The 22,745-nt window shown below is 58.7% G+C and carries 22 protein-coding genes; 15 read left to right on the forward strand and 7 right to left on the reverse strand.

Annotated elements, in window-relative coordinates:
- The first annotated feature begins 99 nt into the window (after nt 1-99).
- From ACZ9GA_RS14080 to ACZ9GA_RS14110, 7 genes are all read left to right on the forward strand, one after another.
- A complete protein-coding gene (locus ACZ9GA_RS14080) occupies nt 100-1,224 on the forward strand; it encodes an N-acetyltransferase (protein WP_457362096.1) in 1,125 nt (374 codons plus the stop codon).
- The gene (locus ACZ9GA_RS14085; RefSeq protein ID WP_457362095.1) at nt 1,178-2,038 is read left to right on the forward strand and encodes a nucleotidyltransferase family protein; all 861 of its coding nucleotides are present in this window, start codon (nt 1,178-1,180) and stop codon (nt 2,036-2,038) included. Before ACZ9GA_RS14080 ends, ACZ9GA_RS14085 begins: the two co-directional genes overlap by 47 nt.
- Before the next feature lie 63 nt (nt 2,039-2,101).
- Nucleotides 2,102-3,175 carry an LPS export ABC transporter permease LptF gene (gene lptF, locus ACZ9GA_RS14090; protein WP_457362094.1) on the forward strand — a complete coding sequence of 358 codons (1,074 nt, stop codon included), beginning with the start codon at nt 2,102-2,104 and terminating at the stop codon, nt 3,173-3,175.
- Nucleotides 3,172-4,251 (forward strand): LPS export ABC transporter permease LptG, encoded by a 1,080-nt coding sequence (gene lptG / locus ACZ9GA_RS14095; RefSeq protein WP_457362093.1) that lies wholly within the window; start codon nt 3,172-3,174, stop codon nt 4,249-4,251. Before lptF ends, lptG begins: the two co-directional genes overlap by 4 nt.
- 8 nt (nt 4,252-4,259) lie before the next feature.
- Nucleotides 4,260-5,237, forward strand: a complete 978-nt coding sequence (locus tag ACZ9GA_RS14100) for a diacylglycerol/lipid kinase family protein (protein WP_457362092.1) — start codon at nt 4,260-4,262, stop codon at nt 5,235-5,237.
- 10 nt (nt 5,238-5,247) lie between these two features.
- Nucleotides 5,248-6,213: a hypothetical protein gene (locus ACZ9GA_RS14105; RefSeq protein WP_457362091.1), complete on the forward strand. Its 966-nt coding sequence runs from the start codon at nt 5,248-5,250 to the stop codon at nt 6,211-6,213.
- A gap of 18 nt (nt 6,214-6,231) precedes the next feature.
- Complete coding sequence (locus tag ACZ9GA_RS14110) at nt 6,232-6,993, forward strand: aspartyl/asparaginyl beta-hydroxylase domain-containing protein (RefSeq protein ID WP_457362090.1); 762 nt, start codon at nt 6,232-6,234, stop codon at nt 6,991-6,993.
- A gap of 48 nt (nt 6,994-7,041) precedes the next feature.
- Here the strand turns inward: ACZ9GA_RS14110 and ACZ9GA_RS14115 are convergent, their stop codons facing one another.
- The gene (locus tag ACZ9GA_RS14115) at nt 7,042-7,536 is read right to left on the reverse strand and encodes a putative ATP-dependent zinc protease (protein ID WP_457362089.1); all 495 of its coding nucleotides are present in this window, start codon (nt 7,534-7,536) and stop codon (nt 7,042-7,044) included.
- A gap of 473 nt (nt 7,537-8,009) precedes the next feature.
- On the opposite strand from ACZ9GA_RS14115, the gene ACZ9GA_RS14120 reads away from it, so the two are divergent.
- The 3 genes from ACZ9GA_RS14120 to ACZ9GA_RS14130 all read left to right on the forward strand — a co-directional run bounded on the left by ACZ9GA_RS14120 (nt 8,010) and on the right by ACZ9GA_RS14130 (nt 11,353).
- Nucleotides 8,010-8,933 carry an alpha/beta hydrolase gene (locus ACZ9GA_RS14120; RefSeq protein WP_457362088.1) on the forward strand — a complete coding sequence of 308 codons (924 nt, stop codon included), beginning with the start codon at nt 8,010-8,012 and terminating at the stop codon, nt 8,931-8,933.
- 211 nt (nt 8,934-9,144) lie between these two features.
- Nucleotides 9,145-9,636, forward strand: coding sequence for an acyl-CoA thioesterase (locus ACZ9GA_RS14125; protein WP_457362087.1), 492 nt, complete (start codon nt 9,145-9,147; stop codon nt 9,634-9,636).
- Between the two features lie 58 nt (nt 9,637-9,694).
- The gene (locus ACZ9GA_RS14130; RefSeq protein ID WP_457362086.1) at nt 9,695-11,353 is read left to right on the forward strand and encodes an FMN-binding glutamate synthase family protein; all 1,659 of its coding nucleotides are present in this window, start codon (nt 9,695-9,697) and stop codon (nt 11,351-11,353) included.
- Here ACZ9GA_RS14130 and ACZ9GA_RS14135 read toward each other — a convergent pair.
- Nucleotides 11,350-12,252 (reverse strand): LysR family transcriptional regulator, encoded by a 903-nt coding sequence (locus tag ACZ9GA_RS14135; RefSeq protein WP_457362085.1) that lies wholly within the window; start codon nt 12,250-12,252, stop codon nt 11,350-11,352. The genes ACZ9GA_RS14130 and ACZ9GA_RS14135 overlap by 4 nt on opposite strands.
- A gap of 115 nt (nt 12,253-12,367) precedes the next feature.
- Here ACZ9GA_RS14135 and ACZ9GA_RS14140 point away from each other — a divergent pair, with 115 nt between their 5' ends.
- The 4 genes from ACZ9GA_RS14140 (at nt 12,368) to panB (ending at nt 16,183) form a co-directional block, all read left to right on the forward strand.
- Complete coding sequence (locus ACZ9GA_RS14140; protein WP_457362084.1) at nt 12,368-12,673, forward strand: putative quinol monooxygenase; 306 nt, start codon at nt 12,368-12,370, stop codon at nt 12,671-12,673.
- A gap of 360 nt (nt 12,674-13,033) precedes the next feature.
- Entirely contained in the window at nt 13,034-13,678 is a 645-nt protein-coding gene (grxB, locus tag ACZ9GA_RS14145) for a glutaredoxin 2 (RefSeq protein WP_457362083.1), read from the forward strand.
- A gap of 99 nt (nt 13,679-13,777) precedes the next feature.
- Nucleotides 13,778-15,133 carry a glutathione-disulfide reductase gene (gene gorA, locus ACZ9GA_RS14150; RefSeq protein ID WP_457362082.1) on the forward strand — a complete coding sequence of 452 codons (1,356 nt, stop codon included), beginning with the start codon at nt 13,778-13,780 and terminating at the stop codon, nt 15,131-15,133.
- Between the two features lie 213 nt (nt 15,134-15,346).
- Nucleotides 15,347-16,183 carry a 3-methyl-2-oxobutanoate hydroxymethyltransferase gene (panB, locus tag ACZ9GA_RS14155; protein ID WP_457362081.1) on the forward strand — a complete coding sequence of 279 codons (837 nt, stop codon included), beginning with the start codon at nt 15,347-15,349 and terminating at the stop codon, nt 16,181-16,183.
- Nucleotides 16,184-16,678: 495 nt separating this feature from the next.
- Here panB and ACZ9GA_RS14160 read toward each other — a convergent pair whose 3' ends face one another.
- On the reverse strand, nt 16,679-17,149 hold the full coding sequence (locus ACZ9GA_RS14160) for a GNAT family N-acetyltransferase (protein ID WP_457362080.1): 471 nt from the start codon (nt 17,147-17,149) through the stop codon (nt 16,679-16,681).
- 393 nt (nt 17,150-17,542) lie between these two features.
- Here ACZ9GA_RS14160 and ACZ9GA_RS14165 point away from each other — a divergent pair, with 393 nt between their 5' ends.
- Nucleotides 17,543-17,917: a hypothetical protein gene (locus ACZ9GA_RS14165; protein WP_457362079.1), complete on the forward strand. Its 375-nt coding sequence runs from the start codon at nt 17,543-17,545 to the stop codon at nt 17,915-17,917.
- A 329-nt stretch (nt 17,918-18,246) separates the two neighbouring features.
- On the opposite strand, the gene ACZ9GA_RS14170 is transcribed toward ACZ9GA_RS14165, so the two are convergent.
- The 4 genes from ACZ9GA_RS14170 to ACZ9GA_RS14185 all read right to left on the reverse strand — a co-directional run bounded on the left by ACZ9GA_RS14170 (nt 18,247) and on the right by ACZ9GA_RS14185 (nt 21,943).
- A complete protein-coding gene (locus ACZ9GA_RS14170) occupies nt 18,247-18,795 on the reverse strand; it encodes a GNAT family N-acetyltransferase (protein WP_457362078.1) in 549 nt (182 codons plus the stop codon).
- 467 nt (nt 18,796-19,262) lie between these two features.
- Entirely contained in the window at nt 19,263-19,925 is a 663-nt protein-coding gene (locus ACZ9GA_RS14175; RefSeq protein WP_457362077.1) for a DJ-1/PfpI family protein, read from the reverse strand.
- Between the two features lie 339 nt (nt 19,926-20,264).
- Nucleotides 20,265-21,518 carry an MFS transporter gene (locus ACZ9GA_RS14180; protein ID WP_457362076.1) on the reverse strand — a complete coding sequence of 418 codons (1,254 nt, stop codon included), beginning with the start codon at nt 21,516-21,518 and terminating at the stop codon, nt 20,265-20,267.
- Between the two features lie 71 nt (nt 21,519-21,589).
- On the reverse strand, nt 21,590-21,943 hold the full coding sequence (locus tag ACZ9GA_RS14185; protein ID WP_457362075.1) for a hypothetical protein: 354 nt from the start codon (nt 21,941-21,943) through the stop codon (nt 21,590-21,592).
- Nucleotides 21,944-22,745: the final 802 nt, after the last annotated feature.

Consider the following 22,745-nt stretch of genomic DNA (forward strand, 5'->3'; position numbering starts at 1 on the left):
ACAAACTTCGTAAATAACGGTTTCATTTACGCCGCATTGACGGCGGCGTCGCCCGTGTCTGGTTGATGCCCTCTCGAAGTTTGTTGAATTAGGTCAGTCATGATTTCCATAGAACAGGTCAGCGACAAGGCTGGTTTGAAAGCCTTCATTTCCCTGCCCTCTCGTCTGTATGCGGATGATCCGCACTGGGTTGCACCACTGTACGTGGAACGGGTCGAGCACCTCTCCGAGAAGAACCCGGCCTCCGACCATGTGCGCTGGCAGGCCTGGATCGCCCGGCGCGGCGATACCGTGGTGGGTCGAATCACGGCTCAGGTAGATTCGCTGCATCGTGAACTGCACGGTAGCGACACGGGCCATTTCGGCATGCTCGAGGCAATCGACGACGAAGCAGTGTTCGGCATGCTGACCCATGCAGCTGAAACCTGGCTGCGCCAGCAAGGTGCCCGCCGCATCACGGGGCCGTTCGGTTTGAACATCAATCAGGAAAGCGGGCTGTTGGTCGAAGGTTTTGACACCCCGCCCTCAGCGTTGATGGACCACGGCAAACCTTACTATGCCGCCCGTCTCCAACAGCAAGGTTATGCCAAGGGCATGGACCTGCTGGCTTACTGGATGCGGCGCACCGACCTGTCCTTCACCCCTGCCCTGACGTCGTTGATGGACCGCATGCGCGGCCGAGTCACCGTGCGGCAACTGGACCGCAAGCACTTCGCCCAGGAGATGCAGGTGCTTCGCGAGGTGTTCAATGACGCCTGGCAGAACAATTGGGGGTTTGTGCCTTTCACCGAACGTGAATTCGATGAGATGGGCGCGCAACTGAAGTTCCTGGTCCCGGACGACATGATCCACATTGCCGAGGTCGACGGCCAACCTTGTGCCTTTATCGTCGCGCTGCCCAATATCAATGAGGCCATCGCCGACCTTAATGGCAGCCTGCTGCCGCTGGGTTGGGCCAAGCTGTTGTGGCGCCTCAAGGTCAGCGGCGTACGTACCGCAAGGGTGCCGCTGATGGGCGTGCGCCAGCAATACCAGTTCAGCCGACTGGGACCGATCATCGCCCTGCTGCTGATCGAAGCGCTGAAGATTCCCTTCGAAAAGCGTGACATCGAAGCGTTGGAAATGTCCTGGATTCTGGAATCCAACACCGGCATGCAGGCCATCCTGGAGCGCATTGGTGCCGATCCCTACAAACGGTACCGCCTGTATGAAAAAACCATCTGAGCCACCGCGCTTCGACGCGCTGGTACTGGGCGCCGATCGCCACGGCGACGATCCGGTCGCAGCGCTGGGGGCGGCTGGCTGCAAGGCGCTGACCCCGATCGCTGGGCAGCCTATGCTGCACCGAGTGTTGGGCGCGCTGGACGACAGCACTTTGGTTGGCCAGGTGACACTGATCGGGCCGGCGCTGCCCTTGCTCGAACAGGACGCGCATGTGCGCTCACTGATCCTCAGTGAACGCGTGAGTTTCCTGGAGCCGCAAGCCACGCCGGCGACCAGCGTCTGCCATGGCCTGGCCAAGCGCCATCACCGGCCGTTACTGGTGACAACGGCTGACCACGCCCTGCTGCGCGGCGATATCGTCAATTACTTCCTTGAACAGGCCGCCACGCTGGAATGTGACGTGGCAGTGGCCGTGACGCCCTTGCCGGTCGTGTTGCAACGCTTCCCAGGCACTGCCAGGACAGCCATTCGGCTCAAAGGCGGCCCGTATTGCGGGAGCAACCTGTTCGCCTTCCTGACACCCGAGGGGGCCAGGGTCGCAGAGTACTGGAAAGGCATGGAAGAGGCTCGCAAGCGGCCCCGCCATGTGATAGCACGCGCGCTGGGACCGTTGGCGACGGTCCGCTACCTGTTGGGTGAATTGACGCTGGAACACGCATTGGCACAGCTCTCCCGCGCATTGGGCGTAAGGGTCGGCGCCGTGACAATGCCCTTTGCCGAGGCGGCGGTAGACGTGGACTCTGCCAACGATTTTGCCCTCGTCGAACAGACGTTACGCGAAGTGGCCGAGCACTACACAGCGCCTGCTGCCTGAACGACTGCCCCCCTATTTCCAATTACCCTGCACGGCTGATGCCGCGTTGAAGGCTTGCGGTACATGCTTATAATCGAACGCTACATCATGGCGGAAGTCCGACGGCCAGTGACGATGATGGTCGGCTTCCTGACTTTCATCTTCGCCAGTTATTCCGCCGAGCGTTACCTCACCGAAGCAGCCAATGGCACGCTGGCCCTGGGCGTGGTCTTCGACATTGTGTTCTACAAAGTCCTGATCGCCCTGGAGATGCTGCTGCCTGTCGGGCTGTACGCGTCGGTCGCCATCGCCCTGGGCAGGTTGTACAACGATTCGGAAATCACGGCCATCCTGGCCTCGGGTGCCAGCCCGTTGCGCATTTACCGCGCCATCCTGATCATCGCCCTGCCCTTGGCGCTGGCGGTGGCGGCGCTGTCCTTCTACGGTCGGCCGTGGGCCTACCTGCAGACTTACCAGCTGGAACAGCAATCGCGCTCGGACCTGGACGTGAGCCACCTGCAGGCCCAGCGCTTCAACCTCAACGATGACAACGGCCGGATGATTCTGGCCCAGCACATCGACCCGGACACCAATCAATTGACCGACGCGCTGATCTACGACCCCAGCGAAGGCAAGAGCCGGGTGTTGCGCGCCCAGGTCGCGACCATCACCGACCCCGACCCCACCGCCCCGGTGCTGACCTTGCGGCAAGGTACCAGTTACACCTTGGAGCATCGCGGCACCAAGGACAGCACCTTGAACTACCAACAGTTGCTGCTGCACCTCAAACCCGTGGAGCCGACCGAGGAGTCTAAACGCAAATCCACCCCTAGCGCCGTGCTGGCCATGTCGGCACTGCCGCAGGACAAGGCCGAACTGCAATGGCGCGAAAGCCGCGGGCTGAACGCGATTCTCATGGCCCTGCTGGCCGTGCCACTGAGCCGGACGGCTCCGCGCAAGGGACGCTTCTCTACCCTGCTGCCCATCGCGATCCTGTTCACGGTGATCTTCTACGGCGGCAACCTGTGCCGCACACTGGTGGCCAATACCGCACTGCCGCTGACGCCGGGCTTGTGGCTGGTCCCTTTGCTGATGCTGGTTGGGCTGGGTACCCTGATCGCCCGTGACCTGCGCTTGCTGGCAAGGTTCACGCGATGAGCACCTGGACCCGCTACCTGATCAGAAACGTGTTCGTCGGCTTTGCGGCGGCCGCAGCGCTGCTCATTCCACTGTTCACTACCTTCGACCTGATCAACGAACTCGATGATGTAAGCCCCGGCGGCTACCGCTGGACCCAGGCCGTGACCGTGGTGTTGATGACCCTGCCGCGTCGCCTGATCGACCTGGGTCCGTTCATCGCCCTGTTGGGCGGCATCGTTGGCCTGGGCCAACTGGCCGTCAGCCAGGAACTCACCGCCTTGCGCGCGGCCGGCGTGTCCATCGTGCGCATCGCCCTGGCGGCGGTGATCGCGGGTAGCCTGCTGACTGCAAGCCTGGCAGCCCTGGATGAATGGGTGGCGTCACCCCTGCAACAACGTGGCCTGCAGATGCGCAGCGCCGCCATCACCAGTTCCGATGAAGCCGTCAATGCCAAGGGCACCCTGTGGGCCAGGCGCGGCAACGAGGTCGCCCGGATCGACAGCCTGGGGGCGCACAACCGGCCCATGGGTATCGAGATATTTCGCTACAACCCCGACAACACGCTGGCCAGCTACGTCCATGCGGACACGGCCACCGTGCTCCAGGCGGGGACGTGGACACTCAACCACGTCAACGTCAAGCAATGGAACAACGGTGAGGAAACCGTGCACACGCAAGACAGCCTGCCATGGACATCGATCTTCTCCAGCGTCCATCTCAAGGAACTGACCTTGCCCAGCGACAGCTTTTCCATCAAGCAATTGAGCCGCTATATCCATTTTCTCAAGGCTACCGACCAGCCCGCTGACCAGTACAGCATCGCCCTGTGGCAGAAGTTCGGCCGGCCCATTCTGACCTTGGCGATGATCCTGCTGGCCGTGCCTTTCACCTTCGTGCAACAGCGCTCGCCCGGGCTGGGTAGCCGCTTGGCGGTGGGCGCCATCGTGGGGCTGCTGACCTATGTGGGCAACCAGATCATCGTCAACCTGGGGTTGCTGTTTACCCTGAACCCGCTCCTGACCACCCTGCTGCCACCACTGCTCATCCTCGGCGTGGCAATGGTGCTGGTCCATCGTTTCGATCGACACGCTTGACCCATCCCATGACCATGAACCTACCTTCGATTACTCGGCCCATACGCATCGGCATTTTGATCAACCCTCTCAGTGGTGCTGTGCGTCAGCGACTGGTGCCGCTGTGCCGCCTGGTCTACCGGCTGCCGCGGGCGCGCGTCGCCCAGGCACGCAACCCGCTGGAGATCGAAGCCGCCATTGCCTCCTGGGGGCTGTTGGAAGATGACCTGCTGGTGGTGGTTGGCGGCGACGGCACCTTGCAGGCGGCCTTGACCTGCCTGCTCAAGACCGCAGACACCCCGGTGCCCAAGGTATTTATCGTACCCGGCGGCACCACTAACATGAGCGCTAACGCCCTGGGGCTCAAAGGCAACCCGGTCAGGGTGATGAAGGCACTGGCAAACTGGCTGGGCAACGATCGTCTCACTGGAGGCGAGCGCCCCACTGCGGTGCTGATGGTGAAGGACTCGCATCGCCCACAACCACAATGCGGTCTGTTCTTCGGCGCCGGATCGATCGTCGCCGGCGTCCGCTACTTCCACCAACAGGTTCGGCCCACCGGCCTAAAGGGGCTCGCCGGCCCGCTGACGGCTTTTGTGCGCATGTTGCTGGCCCTGTTTTCCCGCCGCTCCCGGCATCTGCTGCCCACCGTCAACGCACACATCAGCGTGAACGGCACGACGCGACAGGCCCCTTGGCTGCTGGTGTTGGCCACCACCCTGGACAAGTTGCTGTTGGGCAGCACGCCGTTCTGGGGCCGCGAACCTCACCCCATGCGCCTGACCGCCATCGACCAACCGCCTGCCCGCCTCTGCCGCGCCCTGCCCGCCGTGCTGCGTGGCCGGCCCAGTGATGCCATGCGCCACGATTCGGGTTATTTGAGCCATAACGCCCAGGCCGCCGACATCGACCACCTGCGCGAATATCTGCTGGATGGCGAGATATTCCCGGTAACCGGCACGCTGTCCATCCAGACCAGCACGCCCGTGCGCTTCATTACCGTGTGAAGGATGCTCCATGAACGAGATTGAACGCGACCCGGCGATGCTGCCGTTGTTCGAACAGGTGACCCGCGAGCTGTCCCGCCCGGTAAACCGGGACTTGCACACCCTCACCCACGCCCTGATGGCCCAGTATGGCGAGGCCATCTCGGCGATCCTGTTCTACGGCTCGTGCCTGCGCACCCACAGCACTGGTGAAGGATTGGTGGATTTGTATCTTCTGGTGGATCACTACCAGGACATCCATCGCACACAGCTCGGCCAATGGGCCAATGCCCTGCTGCCGCCCACGGTGTTTCTGTTCACGACCGCGACGCCTGGCGGCACAACACTGCGCGCCAAATGCGCCATCCTGTCCGTGCGCGACTTTGAAGAAGGCACACACCGCTGGTTTCAAAGCTACCTCTGGGCACGCTTTGCCCAGCCCAGCCGGCTGGTGTTCAGCCGCACCACCACCGTGCACCGGCGCGTGGAGCGTGCCGTTTGTCGTGCAGCCTTGCGCATGATCAGTGAAGCGCTGCCGGTGCAGGCACCCTTGTTCAACAGCGATACCTTCTGGACCCGCGCGCTGGGTCTTACCTACGGCACGGAACTGCGGCCGGAAAACAGCGATCGCCCGGCCCTGATCACTCACCAGAACCAGGCCTACCTGGCCGCCCTGCTGCGCGCGGTCGCCCACATCAAAGGCGCCGGGTATGCCGGCTCCATGACAGATGAGCTGTACATCAACCACACAACGTCCCAACAGCAGCTGCGCCAGGCAAGGCGTTGGCGCATCAGGCGCATCCAGGGTCGGTTATTGAACCTGGTGCGCCTGGTCAAGGCGCTTTTTACTGTCAGGGGTGGGGTGGACTACGCCATCTGGAAACTGGAACGGCACTGGGGCGAACCCATCCGGCAGCGTGAGCGCCTACGCCGCTATCCCCTGGTGTTCTGCTGGCCGCTGCTGTGGAAGCTGCTCAAACAACGACCCCGTACATGAACCACACAGGACTTTTCCATGACCGCCAGGAAGACGGCTTTGGCCCCGAAGAAAAAACGCAAGCATCGCCCCAGTGTCGCCATCGGCCTGTGGATCATCAAGCGCCTCGAGAACCTGATTCGACGAAGCTCCACAGTGGGTAACACGCCGTTTTTCGACCCTGCGATCTTCGCCTGGACGCGCGACCTGCAAGCCCAATCTGCGGCGATCCGGGCAGAACTCGATGCCGTGCTGAAGAACAGCGAGGCCATCCCCAGCTTTCAACAGATCTCCAAGGACCAGGCGCGCCTGACCCAGGACGATCGCTGGAAGACCTTTTTCCTTTATGGCTACGGCTACAAGATCGATGGCAACTGTAACCAGTGCCCGCAAACCACCCGCGCCATCGAGGCCATCCCGGGCATGTACACCGCGTTCTTCTCGATACTGAGCCCCGGCAAGCATATCCCGCCTCATCGTGGCCCCTACAATGGTTTACTGAGGGTGCACTTGGGGCTCATCATTCCCGAGCAGGCCGAGCAATGCCGCATCGAAGTGGGCGACCAGGTCCGCCATTGGGAGCAGGACCGTTGCCTGGTGTTTGATGACACCTACAAGCATCAGGTCTGGAACGACACGCCGGAGCGGCGCGTGGTGCTGTTCCTCGACGTGCAGCGGCCCATGACACTGCCCGGCCGCCTGCTCAATCGGGTGGTGCTCAAGCTGATCCAGTGGTCACCCTTCATCCAGGATGCCCGCAGGAATCAGCAGGCCTGGGACCGCGGCATTCTCAACCAGTGAGCCAGGACCTGCCTCATCCCGGTATTGGCGGGAGAGGCAGGTGCCTGCTCAGGACTTGCAGTCCGGCTTGACGGTATCGGCCCGTGACGCATCCACCAGGCCCAAGTGGGCCAATACGTCACGGCCCAACTTGACCGGCGACGTTCCTTTGCCATGGGTTTTGAGGGTCAGGTCCTCGGCATACACCTTGTCTCCCAGGCACAGGGACATGCGGACGAGTTGGTGCTGCCCACTGCCGAACGTGCCTTTGGATTTCTCGGTGCGCAGCACCTTCCTTTCCAGCGTCAGGTCCGAAGTGCCCGTCAATGCCCCCGCCACTGGAATACTGAAGCGGACCCAGTTTTCTCCGTCTTTCTGAAAGGTCGTGAGGTCCTGGACCTCAAGCGAAGACTTGGCGGAGGTAGGGTCGAGCTCCATCTCCACACTAGCTTGCTCAGGTTGAATAACCGCTTTTTCCTGCCAGCCGAACACCGCGGCTTCGGAAAGTTGGCTCAAGGAGAGGCCCAGCAGCAGGCTGCCGACAACTGTTTTGTAATAACGCATTATTCCACCTAAAACAAAAGACCCTTGTAGAACAGGCACTAATTTGATTGACATCGCTTAAACTTCAACGCTATCACAAATACCCGTTTTTCTCTTGTATTCAAGGGTTTGGATTGTTACGCCATCGGGAATAGAGCATTCCTCAATTACTGCTCGATCTACACTGGCACGGTGCGTAAAGTGCCCGCAGCGAGTCTACCAACTGCTCGCTACCCCCCTGCACCACTATTCCCGCCCCCCCGGGAATAGTGGTCTTTTTACGTCCCACAAAAAATCCTTCCCACTATTTATCCAGACAGCCAATCACGTCCCCCCAACGCCGCTTGGCTTCAGGGATTAGCACTAACGCGTTTCGACTGTTTATTCGAAACGCTGCTTTATCGTCGCCTACTGTCCCCCTTAATAATCGCTTATTCGCGCCATTGCCTTAGCGCTCAGCCACTACACACCTTGCTCCTGAGGAGACACGCCATATGGCGGACCACGCAGATGTGCCTACCCTCGACCTCGACCGCCTTAAGGAGCACGCCTTGGCCGCTCGGTCACAATACCGGGCCTTGATCCCGCTCACCGGCGCCCCTGATCCTGTGGCTCAGGTCAACCAGATCGCCGTACCGGCTTCCCACCCGGCGCGCATCATTCCCGCCAGGTTGTACCTGCCGTCCCGTGAGTCGAACCGCCTGTTGCCCGTCATCCTGTTCGTCCACGGTGGCGGGTTCATTTCCGGGGATCTCGATACCCATGACGTGCTGGCAAGGGCCATCGCCAACGGCGCCGGCGCACTGGTGCTGAGCGTCGACTACCGCCTGGCTCCGGAGCATCCATTCCCGGCTGGCCTGGAAGACGTGTATGCCACATTGACCTACGCAGCAAAGCAGGCTCGCCAATGGGGAGGCGATGCTGACCGACTGGCCATCTGCGGCGACAGCGCCGGCGGCAACATCGCGGCCGCCACTGCCTTGCTCGCCAGGGACCGCAAGGGCCCTACCCTCAGGGCGCTGTGGTTGATGTATGCCACCCTGAGCAACAAGATGGACAGTGCGTCCTGGCAGGCACTGGGGGAAACGCACTTTCCCACGCGCGCCGCCAACGAAACCGCGATCGCAGCCTATGTTCCTCCCAACATTGATTGTTTTTCTCCCTTGGTCGCGCCGCTGTGGGCGCCGCTTGCCGACTTGCCCCCAACGTTGGTCCAGGTGGGTGAGCTGGACCCGCTGCGAGACGAGAACATCGACCTGGCCCATGCTTTGGAGCACGCCGGCGTCGAGGCGAGCCTTGAGGTTTATCCAGGCCAGACCCATGGCTTCATCCAGTTTTTCAAAGACAAGCGTAGTCACTCCAAGGGCCAGGCCGCCCTTGAGCAGGGTGTGGCCTATCTCAAGGCACACTTGGATTAGCCCGACTCACACCAGTCTTGCTGCACCTCGAAGCGCTGCGTGCGTGCCGGCCTCCAACATTGTTGTCCATATCGGAAAACACCCTTTCGATATATTAGCTAGCTAACTATCTTGATCCGCTGCTACCTTTTTCCCTCCAAGAACAGCAGCCGCCCCTAGCGCCGGACCGACATGGTGCAGGGGCGGCATCGCCGACCGTGATGAGGAATTTATGGAACCTGGCAGCTATCAATTGAGCATGAGCGTGCTCATGACCCCCGACAAAGCCAATTTCTCCGGCAACGTGCATGGCGGGGCCTTGCTGAAGATGCTTGACGAAGTAGCGTTCGCCTGTGCGAAACGCTATGCCGGTCGGTACGTGGTGACCCTGTCAGTGGACCAGGTGATCTTCAAGGAACCCATTCATGTGGGCGAGTTGGTGACCTTCCTGGCCTCCGTGAACTTTACCGGCCGCACCTCCCTGGAAGTCGGTGTGAAGGTGATGACCGAAAACATCCATGAACGCACGGTGCGCCACACCAACAGCTGTTACTTCACCATGGTCGCCGTGGACCCCCAGGGGCGCCCCAGCCCTGTGCGCGCGCTGATGCCCGACACGTCCACTGAGCGTCGTCGTTACGCCCAGGCACAGCTACGCAAGCAGCAGCGCCAGGAACTGCAGGCGCGCTATGACCAGATTCGCGAGCTTGTCACCCTCGACTGACCCCGTATTGACTGGCCTTCGGTCCGCAGGCGGGCCGCTGGCCCAACAAGGACCCACCATGAAACTATCGCTTCTGAGCCGATACGCCGTGCTGGCTGCCTGCGTGGTCTTCACGCTGTTCAGCCTCCTGACCTTGCCGTTTACCCCTTGGCTGGCCACCCTCACCCTGCTTACGGGAGCGCTGAGCCTCATCGGCATCAACGACCTGCTGCAAACCCACCATTCAGTGCGCCGCAACTACCCCATCCTCGGCCACGTCCGCTACCTGATGGAAACCATTCGCCCCGAAATCCGCCAATACATGCTCGAGGGCGATGACGAGCAACTCCCCTTCTCCAGGGCTCAGCGCTCCATCGTTTATCAGCGCGCGAAAAATCAACCAGCAGAAAAAGCGTTCGGCACGTTGACCGACGTGTACCGACCAGGCTTCGAGTTCATCAGCCATTCCATGCTGCCCAGCGAAGCCTGCGATCCCCGGGAATTTCGCGTGGTCATCGGTGGGCCCGGCTGCCTGCAACCTTACAGCGCCTCGGTCTTCAACATTTCCGCCATGAGTTTCGGCGCCCTGAGCGCCAATGCCATTCGTGCCCTCAACAAAGGGGCAAAAATGGGCGGGTTCGCCCACGACACCGGCGAAGGCAGCATCAGCCCCTATCACCGCGAGTATGACGGCGACCTGATCTGGGAGATCGGCAGCGGCTACTTCGGCTGCCGAACCTTGAGTGGCCAATTTGACCCTGTGCGCTTTGCCGAGCAGGCCCGCCAACCCCAGGTGAAGATGATTGAAATCAAGCTCAGCCAGGGGGCCAAGCCTGGGCATGGCGGGATCTTGCCCAAACATAAGGTCACGAAGGAAATCGCCAGCACCCGCGGCGTCTCCATGGGCGAAGACTGCATTTCCCCGTCGCGCCATGCGGAATTCAGTAACCCGGTGGAGCTGCTGCTGTTCATTGCACGCCTGCGCAAGCTGTCGTCAGGCAAGCCCATCGGTTTCAAACTTTGCCTGGGCCACCCTTGGGAGTTCATGGCTATCGTCAAGGCCATGCTCAAGACCGGCATCCAGCCTGACTTCATCGTGGTGGACGGCAAGGAAGGCGGTACCGGCGCAGCGCCGCGCGAGTTCACCGACAACATCGGCATGCCACTGCGCGAAGGCCTGCTGTTCGTCCACAACACCCTGGTGGGCGCAGGCTTGCGGCCTCAGATCAAGCTGGGTGCAAGCGGCAAGGTGGTCAGCGCCTTCGACATCGCCAGCGTCCTGGCGATCGGTGCCGACTGGGTCAATGCCGCGCGTGGCTTCATGTTCGCCATAGGCTGCATCCAGTCGCAAAGCTGCCACACCAACAAATGCCCCACCGGGGTGGCCACGCAGGACCCATTGCGGCAACGGGCGCTGCAGGTCACGGACAAGGCCGAGCGGGTGCACAACTTTCACCGCAACACCTTGGTGGCCCTCGGCGAGATGCTCAGCGCCGCCGGCCTGAAGCATCCCGGGCAACTGCAGCCCAAGCATCTGGTTCGACGCCTAACCAGCACCGAAGTCCGGCTGTTCTCCCAGCTCCATATGTTCCTGCAGCCTGGCGAACTGCTGGCAGGTGACATCAGCGCCGAGTTTTATGCGCGCATGTGGCACATGGCGCAAGCAGACAGCTTCGCCGCCCTTCCGCTGCCTGCACCGTCCAAGGCCGACCGGTTGGAGGCGGCGGCGCTGAGTTAATCCGCCGGCAACACCGGCGTACAGGCTTCCAGCAGCCACGGTACGCGGTTACGACAGTACTCCAGATACGTACGCACCACCGCTGAGGGGTGTCGATGCGCCGGGTACAGAAGACTCAACGAAACAGCTGGCAAGGGGTGGTCGGTCAACAACGGCACCAGCAATCCGCGCTCAATCGCGTCCTTGACGATGAAGGGTGGAAGCTCGGTCATGACCTCCCCGGCCATCACACTGTGCAACAGATGCATGCTGTCGTTTGTCGATAAAACCGGGTTGGGCACCACCGGCGCGTTCGGAAAACGCCACGTGCTGCTGGTGTTGGTACCCAGGCTCCAGGTGGCGCACGGGAAATTGATCAGCTCACCCGGGTGCTTCGGCGTCCCGTGGCTGGCGAGGTAACCCGGGCTGGCAACCAGCACATGCCGGTAATCGAGCAAGTGCCTCGCGATCAGCGTGTCGTGCTCCAGTTTGCCAACGCGCAGTGCCACGTCGACGCCATCCTCGATCGGGTGAACACGACGCTCAGTCGACAGCAGATGAACGCGGATGTCGGGGTGAGCGTGCTGAAAGTCGGTGATCAACTGCCACCAGGGCGAGAACGATGGCGGTACCGACAGCCGCAGTTTCCCTTCGACGTGGGCCTGGTCGCTGACCACTGCATCGCGCCCTTCCTGCAGCAGCTCCAATCCTCGGCTGGCGTGCTCGAACAGGCGCGCCCCCGCTTCCGTCAGTTTCACACCCCTGGCCGAACGCTCCAGCAACTCGACCTTCAATTCTTGCTCAAGCGCACGAATCCTGCGGCTGGCCGTGGGAAGTGGCACGCCCAGACGTTCTGCACCGGCGGTCATGCTCCCCGCCTGGACAATGGCGACCAGCATCTGCACTGCGTTGAGATCCATACCCAACCCTCTCATTTATGAAAGGAATGATCTCACCAACGGGCATTCTGTTTCAATGATGCACCGAATAAAGTGGGGCCTCAAATCTTTGATGTTGTTGTAAGGAGCAAGCGTAATGTCGCCAGCTAATTTCGTTGTTATCGCCAAGATCAATTTGCAGCCGGGGGCACTCACCGCGTTCCTTCCGGTGGCCGCAGCGGACGCACGAGACTCTTTGGCCTCTGAACCGGGATGTATCGCCTTCAACATCTTGCTTCCGGAAACAGGTGGGGACTACGTCTTCTTTCATGAAATATACCGTGACCGCGCGGCATTTGACCTTCACCTGACCCAGCCTCACTTTTATACCTTCGAGCGCGATGCAGAGCATTTGATGGTCGGTAAACCCGAGATCCATTTCTTTAATGCTCTCGCCAGCTAACAGCAGTTTGCCGTTTCAATGTTTGCTCTCCCACTGCTTGCTCGTTCCGAAGTGGGCGCCGCGGTTGCATCACTCGTCTGGGGCGGCGCAGCGTTTGGGCTAGTACCCCCCACTGCAAATGCGGGTGATGCAAGATGCGCATGAAGCACCAGGGTTGGCTTCTTCGGTCAACATTGGCGTTTGGTTGGCTGTAATGGGCTTCGGCCTGGTATGGCTTGCACCCTCGCGAGCAACTTCATCGGCAACGCTTAACCCCGAACCTATTTAACCGGTTCAGTAATTTCAGCCACTGTCGCGGGTATTTGATTAAGCAGTGATATCAAGCCCGCTCTCACTCCTGCACGATTGGAATTGAATCTGATGAAACTCTTTGTATACGACCATTGCCCTTTCTGCGTCAAAGCACGCATGATTTTCGGCTTGAAAAACACCCCCTTCGAACTCATCACCCTGCTGAACGATGATGAAGCCACCCCGATTGGCATGATTGGCAAAAAAATGCTGCCCATCCTGGCCGATGGGGAGCAGCACATTGCGGAGAGCATGGACATCGTTGCGCATATCGACGGCATCGACGGCGCCCCGGTACTGTCCGGCCCGCGCAACCCGGCCGTCACCCAGTGGACCAACGATGTAGCCGGCCCGCTGTTCTCCCTGGCACTGCCACGCTGGGCTGCCGCTGCCTTTGAAGAGTTCGCGACACCTACGGCGCGCGCCTATTTCAGCGCAAACAAGGAACGCATGATCGGCAGTTTCAAAGACCATATGGCGGCCAGCCCGGATTACGTCGCCATCCTGAACCGCCACCTGGTGGCGCTCGCATCGCTGATTCAGTCGCCGGACGCCGTGAACGGGGCGCTTTCGGAGGATGACATCCACTTGTTCGCGACCTTGCGCAGCCTCTCGATCGTCCAGGGTGTCGTTTATCCGCCGGCTGTTGAGGCCTACCGACTGCGGATGGCGCAGCGCAGCGGGGTCAATCTGCACGATCAGGTAGCCATCTAGCCTCTCCCCGACCAGGGGACGATCCACCCGGCCGGTTGAGGGCGCGGCGGCTCGCCTCGCCCTCAAGGCGGCCCCTTATTAATCCGAAGGAATGATGTGATGCCCTACGATTTCGACCTGTTTGTCATTGGCGCCGGCTCGGGAGGCGTGCGCGCCGCGCGCTTTGCCGCCGGTTTCGGCGCCAAGGTGGCCGTCGCCGAGAGCCGGTATCTGGGGGGCACCTGCGTCAACGTGGGCTGCGTGCCGAAAAAACTCATGGTGTATGGCGCTCAGTTCAAAGGCGACTTCGCCCATGCCGAGGGCTATGGCTGGGCGCTAGGCGAGCGATCGTTTGACTGGCACACGCTGATCGCGAACAAGAACCGCGAGATCGAGCGCCTTAACGGCATATACCGCAACCTGCTCATCAACAGCAGAGTGACCTTGCTCGAAGGTCATGCGCGGATGCTTGACGCCCATACGGTGCAGGTCAACGGCCAGACCTTCAGCGCTGAACACATCTTGCTCGCTACCGGCGGCTGGCCTGTTATCCCTGACATTGCCGGTCGCGAGCATGCTATTGGCTCCAACGAGGTATTTTTCCTCGAGCAGTTACCCAAGCGAGTCATCGTCGTGGGTGGCGGTTACATCGCGGCCGAGTTTGCCGGGATCTTCAATGGGCTGGGCGCGCGCACTACGCAGTTGTACCGTGGCGACCTGTTCCTGCGCGGATTTGATGGTTCTGTTCGCCAGCATTTATGCGACGAGATGAGACGTGCCGGCGTCGACCTGCAGTTCAATACCGACATCGCCCGCATCGACAAGCTGGCTGACGGCACCCTCAAGGCAACCCTCAACGACGGCCGCGAACTGCTGGCGGACTGCATTTTCTACGCGACCGGTCGGCGCCCCATGCTCGAAAACCTGGGCCTGGAGAACACTGCAGTCGAACTGGACGAGCGTGGGTTCATCAAAGTGGATGAGTTATTCCAGACCACCGAACCCTCGGTGCTGGCCGTGGGCGATGTAATCGGTCGCGTCCAACTGACCCCGGTGGCGCTGGCCGAAGGCATGGCCGTGGCACGTCGGCTATTCCAACCCGAGCACTATCGGCCGGTCGATTACGCGCTTATTCCCACGGCCGTGTTCAGTCAACCCCCCATCGGAACGGTGGGTTTGAGTGAAGAACAGGCACGCGCCCAGGGACACGAGGTTACGGTTTTTCAAAGCGATTTCCGGCCAATGAAACTCACCCTGACCGACGACCACGAGCGTACGCTGATGAAACTGGTGGTGGACAGCAACACCGACCAGGTGCTGGGTTGCCACATGGTGGGGCCGGACGCAGGGGAAATCATTCAAGGCCTGGCCATTGCGCTAAAGGCCGGAGCGACCAAGCAGGTCTTTGACGAAACCATCGGTGTGCACCCCACCGCCGCCGAAGAGTTCGTCACCTTGCGCACGCCCAGGGGTTAGTCCGGGGCCTAACCCCAGCGTGCCGCTCCACCATCGATTTTGCCGATGGTGCACATTCAGATAATGCATGTGCCATTCCTTCAGAATGACCATATATTTCAATGAGTTATTACACAACGTAGCGATTGTGTTGCGCGTTCACTGCCGTGCCTGAGCAACGTCTGCAACTCGCCGCTCTGTGATACTCCTCTTGACCTGAATTTGGGTAGCACGATGTCATCCGCGTCATCCTCACATGCAAAACAAATGACTGTTCCTGCGTTTCGCGCCAGAAAAAATGGAACTCCGCTGGTCATGCTGACCGCCTACACCTGCAGAATGGCCGAGTTGCTTGATCCGCACTGTGATGCGCTGCTGGTGGGCGATAGCCTGGCGCAGGCAATCTACGGCTTGCCCAGCACCGTACCGGTGACCATGGAGCAGATGATTGCGCACGGTGCAGCGGTAGTTCGAGGCGCACAGCGAAGCCTGGTCATCATCGACCTCCCCTTCGGCACCTATGAGGCCAGCCCGGAGCAGGCGTTTCACGCTTCGGCACGCCTCCTCAAAGAGACTGGGGCCGCAGCGGTCAAGCTCGAAGCCGGTGCCGAGCTGGCGGAGACGGTGGCGTTCCTGACCAAACGTGGCATCCCAGTGATGGCCCACGTCGGCCTGACTCCGCAATCGGTAAACACCTTGGGAGGCTACGGCGCCCGCGGCAGAACGCCAGAGGAGCACCACCAGATCGTTGCCGATGCCCAGGCGCTGGCCGATGCGGGGGCGTTCGCCGTGGTGGTTGAAGGCGTCGCGGAAGCTGTGGCCATTGCCGTGACCCAGGCGGTGCAATGCCCGGTGGTAGGCATTGGCGCCTCGGCCAAGTGTGACGGTCAGGTGCTCGTGGTCGATGACATGCTGGGCATGTTTGAACGCACCGCCAGGTTCGTGAAGCAGTTTGATTTATTGGGGCAGCGCATTGATGGCGCGGTGGCCGCCTATGCCGATGGAGTACGTTCGAGGGCGTTCCCGGGTCCGGAAAATATCTATGCACCCGTGGACAAGCGCTGTGAGTGATTGAATGCAATACCCTTCAAGGGTATCGCACCAATGTCGCGCCTAGTCATGACCTGGAACGACAGAGGGTCCTCTACCAGGAATTCATTCCGAGTCGAAGTGTCAGTGCATGATAAGCACCTGTCAGATTGAGGCCATGGAGAAATGTCGCGGCATTATCAGGGCAAAAGCGGCCGGTCATAAAAGGCTGCTTTCGGCCATAAGCGTCCTTTCCACCTATGAGGCTCCCCTCCACCGAACGGCTGCCGCCCGGCTGCACTGGCACCAAGGTACTTGGCACGTCTCCAAGAAGGTCTAGGCCTGTATGAAAAAGCATGTGACGGCGGATGTTGGTGCGGGAGCTGGTAATGTGCTCTCCCTGTTTGCCGCCCCACGCTGAAACTCAAGGATTAGTGAACAGGTTTCTGACCACGCCGTTCGCGGATGAATGGCGGCTATGGGTTGAATCCACAGTCGAAAGCGAACCAACCGCAGATTCGCACCGCCAGAGACACCTCAGCCGACCAAACGCTTGTGCATAGGCGTGCATGCCAGTTCAAGCCCCGAAGGCGAAGTATAGATACCACCAACCTCCCCGTGGTAACCACACCGATGGTAGAACCCTGTGGCATTCGGGGTCGCATCCAGATTAATTTCAGCAAGTCCAGCCGCAAGCGCCAGTTGTTCAAGGTGCTGGATCATGGCCTTGCCAATGCCCCGCCCCATGTACGCGGGCAGCACAAAGAGAGCGCCCAGCTCCTGGGACTGGAAATCGATCAGCCCCGTGGCAACCGCCACTTCGTCCCACCATGCAATGTGGTATTGGCGCGCCACACTAGCCCGGTACCTGTCCGTCAGCGGCACCTGTGTCCAGGCTTGAACCTGTTCTTGCGTGTAGACGGTAATACACTGGTGTCGTATGGCCTGAAGCCGGATTTCGAACGCGACCTCGGCGTCGCTGTACCTGGCTGGGCGGATCTGCAACATGCTCGCTCTCCTTGTCATGGATATTCATGACCGGAGCATGAAAAAGCCCCGACCATTGATGGCGGGGCTTCGGGGATACGGGGTTCTACGCGCGCAACGCCCTATGGCCCGCCGAAGGCGGTCATCATGGGACGCATCATGGTTACGCGGCTGCAAGTAGTCATGGGGGCATCATCTGATGTTTCAGAAAGCAATGTCAAACTTCGTAGCACGGGGGCCCACGATGATGGACTACTGCCGGCTCAAAGCGGCACCCCAGCCATCAATGGCTGGTATGGGCTGCGCGCCCATGCTGGAACGTTGGTCAACACCAGAACACGAGTGGCTGCCTCATGTGTGGTAACCGGTTCAATCAGGTAAGATTGATCGTCAGACGAATACGGGGCAGACACAATGCAAACCTCACTGCTACCCATCGTTTCTAACTCGATAATCCATGCTGATGAATTACATTCAGCGGATGCCGCCGAGTTACAAAGCTTCTTCGACCGTGACCCTGAATACTTTCGGATTTGCCACGGCGAACCTGCACGCCCCGACGAAGCTGCGACGGAACTGGAGTTAACGCTACCGGACGGACTAGCGTGCAACAAGCAGTGGTTTATCGGCTTTCGTGAGCAAGGTACTGGATTGATCGCGGTAGAACATATTATTAAGGATTTGCTTGCTGAGGGCGTTTGGCATATCGGGCTTCTGTTTTTGGACGCACGCCGTCATGGAAAAGGTGATGCTCACCTAATCTATGGTGCGACCGAGCACCGGCAGTGACTCAAGGAGCACGCTGGCTTCGCATCGGTGTGGTCGCAGATAACGTAAGGGCCCAACGTTTCTGGGAATCCCAAGGATTTTCCAAAGTTTGCGAGCGCAACAGGGTGGTCATGGGCCTGAAGGAAAATGTGGTTTTCATAATGATTAAAGCGCTATCTGAGGCAACCATTCCTCAGTATCTCGAACTGGTCGCCAGGGACCGCACTTAATTTTCCTGGTACAAACGAAATCCGTGACATCAGACCTGAAGCCCCCTGGACGGCCGAAGTGCGTGATTGTGCGCAACGTGCCATGGCAGCCAACCAGGAGCAAGCGTTTGGCGAACCCACTTACAACCTGATTCGGCCAGACTTTAAGCCAGATACCCTATGGTAATAAACAAGGTCATCAAAAAGCTGCCCACGAATATTGAAAGCATTGGAGTGTCGTTGTGCCAGCCTAAAACCGCACTTTTCCAGCACACGGCAAGACGCTAAATTCCCTTCGGTCACGACGGCTTTGAGTGTGCCCATCCCAAGCGTGTCAAAAGCGTAACTCATCACTGTTCGAAGTGATTCGGATCCGTACCCCTTGCCTTGATGCTGCGTAAGCAACATATAGCCGACTTCGGCGACCAATTCAGTCGGTGACATCACCTTCAATCCTGTCACGCCGAGCGCATCACCAGTTTGGATATTGAACATCACCAAGCATAGCCAGTGGACGGAGCCGGGGAGCCACTGGGGCAATCTGGATTCAAATTTTTCACGGGCTTGAGATTGAGTCTGGATTTCACAGACATACCGTGTGACTCGCTGGTCGGTATGCAGGGCAAGGAACAACGGCCAGTCATCGACCGTTATCTGTCTCATGTACACTCGGTCGCTACGTAGTTCCATTACGCCCTGTCTCCTTGCATCGGCAGGCCGGGAGATTTCAATTCAATGATCTACGATCATCCTAACTGAAATCCGCGACGCGACAATTTTTTTAGGGGCAAGACCATCGCCCCGCTGCCCCTCCATAGGTTCGCCAAAGCGGGCGACGTAGACAACGCTCGCTCACCAGCGAACAGATCTTGAAATGTCGGTCGAGCACCTACTGAGGTGGCACCCGCAGCTCAAACTCACGGTTCGATGCTACATCCTTACTAATGCCGCAGCTTGGGGCGTCGACTCGGAGCTTTCGGGCAGAAGTCGCCATTTGGAATCAAGACGCCGTATTGAAAAACGCGTTAGATCATCGGAGTCACGCCGAATGTTGGCGCACTGTTGAAAGCGCCCAGTGGTGGCTGTCTTCCTATATTTCCTTTGAAAAAGCAGGAACTTGCTTGCCAGACGCGACAGGCCAATAACGGCCGAAGCCGTCACTCCGTACTGCCACCGCTGTTGTTGTATCGGCGACGTTCAGGGTAGGTGATCAGCGCGCCTGCTTGCTCAGAGGAAACGATATTAAGGTACTCCGCAACGGCCGCAGCGTAGTCCCGGTACGCCCACGGCTGGGCAGTGATGACGTTGCCGTCGATTACAAGATCAGAACGCTCAAAGATCATACCGTCCCAATATCGGGATGCGGCATCGACCTTGGCCTGTGGTGCATGTTCTGCCGTGTAGTTATGAGTACCGCGTCGCCCATCCAAGATCCCTGCATGCGCAAGTACTAGGTTGCCGGCGCAAATGGCAGCGATCAGAGCGCCTCGATGTAGCTGTGCCTGGAGCGCCTCTTTGACGAGGTGCTCGGCACTCAACGCGCCGCGCGAGTCGCCGCCGGGAACAAGTACGGCAGCGCTTTTAGCTGCTACGAGCGTCTTGTAACTCCCATGTGGCTGAAGTTCAAATCCTTGTGAGCTAACGTGAGAATCACCCAGCGGTGTGTAAAACCTAACACTGAAATGGCTTGCTATCTGCTCCAGTGCCAATGCGATTTCAAACAAAACACAGCCTGGAAAGAGCAGCACCGACACCTCAGGTTTTAACGCCCTCACTATGACGGAATGGGCGACTTCGTCTCCCAGAAAATCAGATACCATATTCTCCTCCGTTTCCTGCGGTCTGATGCGCGGTTACCAGAGACTAGGGTCTGTATGAAAAATGATGCCGCAGACACCGCATGGCGCAAGCCAGAGCGACCATCGCGGCATAACTTTTGTATCGATGTTGGGCGAGAAAGTCATGCCGCCGATTGTGCCAGAGTAGGCCTGAAACGACGACAAGCAGACCGGTCAAATGGCCGGCGATTACAGCATGCGGATCAGGCAATCAGAACGCCCCAAGGAGAAACTTGCGAACAGGGCGTTGAAACGTGAATTCCAAGTTCCTTCATCGCCCCCTTAGGTGGCAGGCAGAACAAGCCTGCAATCCTAAAAGGCTTAACCCGTCATATCCCTCATAACCGTTGGATGGTTATTTCTGTAATAAAGCTCTGAGTCACCTGAATCCTCAAGAAACCGCCACACCACCGTTGACAACCCTATACAGATGAGCGCAATAAAGAACACTACCACATACATCACAACCAGCCCATAAAAATCAAAGCGAGAGAGAGTAGCTCCTACAATCAGGTACGACATAGCATTTGCCAACTGCCCCACGACAAGAGTGGCAGCGGTAAGCCTAATCCGCACGGCGGGGGGTACAGCAAGGGTTCGCTTGTCCAGCCCGATAAGAGAAAGGCAGGCGCTAGCCGCTCCCACAACGAACAAAGACGGAAGCAACTGCCAAATGGTTGTCGAGTACGCAGATGCTACGAGTGCAAACGTTAACAGCGCCCAAAGCGATGCGAATTTTTTCTGTTGCTTATTTCTACCTGCGATCAAAGGGCTCAACACTACCAAGCCCGTCACTGCCCCTGCTGCAAAGGTTGAGCCAAGCAGGCCAACTTGTTCCTCACCCAGCCCATAGGCATGGACAATGCTCGGAACCAACAGTGGCAGAGTCGCCGCCGTTACCAAACCAAGAAGAAAACCGGAGAGGGTCAAAAAGCGTTCCGGCGGAAGAGAAAACTTCAACTTAATCCCTAAAGACATGTCTTGGATACGTTGGGTCATATTTTTTCTGCTTGACACCTTAGGGGAGGTGCTCTTCGGCAGAGCAATCGAGATGCCTAGGGCAACCATGCCTAAGATGGCAGAGAACAGCAGGGACGCGCCTGTCGAATACATCGCAATGACTACCCCCGCTACCAGTGGGCCAGCCACACGGCTTATGGTCATCGCAATCCGGCGAACCCGGAACGCATATTCCACCCGATCCTTTGCAACAACCTCGGCTGGGTATACCCCAAAAAGAGGTTGAATGACGCCAAACGCAGAAACAGCCAAGACGTCAATAATAATCAGGAATGCGAAGGAATAAAATTTCGAAACACAGAGGTAGCGCAAGAGTCCCGAGACTACAACGACAGTACACGCAAGCTTAAGCGCAGTGGTACGCCGCATCATTTCCACGCGAGAGGCCAAACCTATCATTGAGATCACAGCTGCGAGCGCGAGCACTGTTTCATACGTAGCCAGCTCCGCTAAACTTCCTTGCTTTATGATCACAAGCGGAACTGTGACATTCCAACAACCCAAATAGACCCAAACAAGGATCTCAAGACACATGTATTTCACAAAGACGTTCACTTCACAATTCCTGTCTCCATTTTGTGAAAGGCCTGCATTAGCGATTATGCCTGCAGGCCTCCAATCGCCAGCTATCCAGCAACAAAGTGACTAACCTTAAAGCTTTCAGCGCTTACACCAAACTTGGCAAACAGATGATCGTGCATTTTATTCTTATACACATCACGATTCTTATCAAAGTAATCACGATCGTACCACCGCACACCAAAGAACATAGTCAGCCCCTTAATGACGGTCGCCAACTGCCAATCATAGAAGACAGCCTCCATTGGACGCTGCGCAAGCCTTTCATCTGACTCGATGACAGCCTTCCGATCAAGTTCATCCCGGCTTGAAAACTCGACCTTGCAGTTGGTGAGTGCAACAACAGCCTTTTCGATATCGCGCTCAGCACCAAAAACCACCTTATACTCCGAAGTTTCCATTATAACCTCTGGATAAGTATTGGCAGCTATTTAAAGCATAACGAAGACACGCCCGACTTAACAAAACGATTGCGTTTTGAAGCGACATCATTCAAGCCGCTTGTCGATGTAGTCAGCCAACCGTAGTAGACACGTTCATGAATGTCAACGTTCGTTGATCTGCCAGATCCACCTTTACTGACCACACCACGTGCAGCAGCGCTCTGTGGCCAAACGCCTACCAACGAATGTTCGTGGCTGAGACTGAGATAGGGAAGACGCATTCGCCGCAATGGCGATACTCCTTCCGCGCCTTGAAATGAGGTCTGCGTTCTAGAGCGGTGTCTGAAGTCCTAGGGTCTGTATGCAAAAGCATGTGACGGCGGCTCCCACAGTATTCCACGGACGCTCCACACATTCCGTACAGAGGCTAGCCATGTATTACGGCTCAAGCAATGTGTTCCCAAGCGCCGCTGTCAGGCTGGTTGTCGTGTGCTCTCACGATAATTAGCGTCCGGGGAAGCCGATCTGACGTCTTTGGCACCTTGTTGAGCCCCCAATCCTGAGCCAAATTCACCAGCTTGCGGCCGATACCGTTGCCACAAAAGCGCTCTGCCACACATACCGAGCCAATCCGAACGAATTTCATTGGCTGCATCGGTGGTCCACTGGGCTGACAAAAGGCTGGCAGTGATAAACCCCGCCGCTATCCCATTGACATGAGAAATGAAGGCAATCTGCCCCGGCCTCTCGAAGAAGCTCATCCAATGAGGAGCATCCCGAGAGAAATCATGGGTGGCAACGGTATAGATTTCGGGCCGTG

The sequence above is a fragment of the Pseudomonas sp. TE3644 genome, assembly GCF_056278815.1.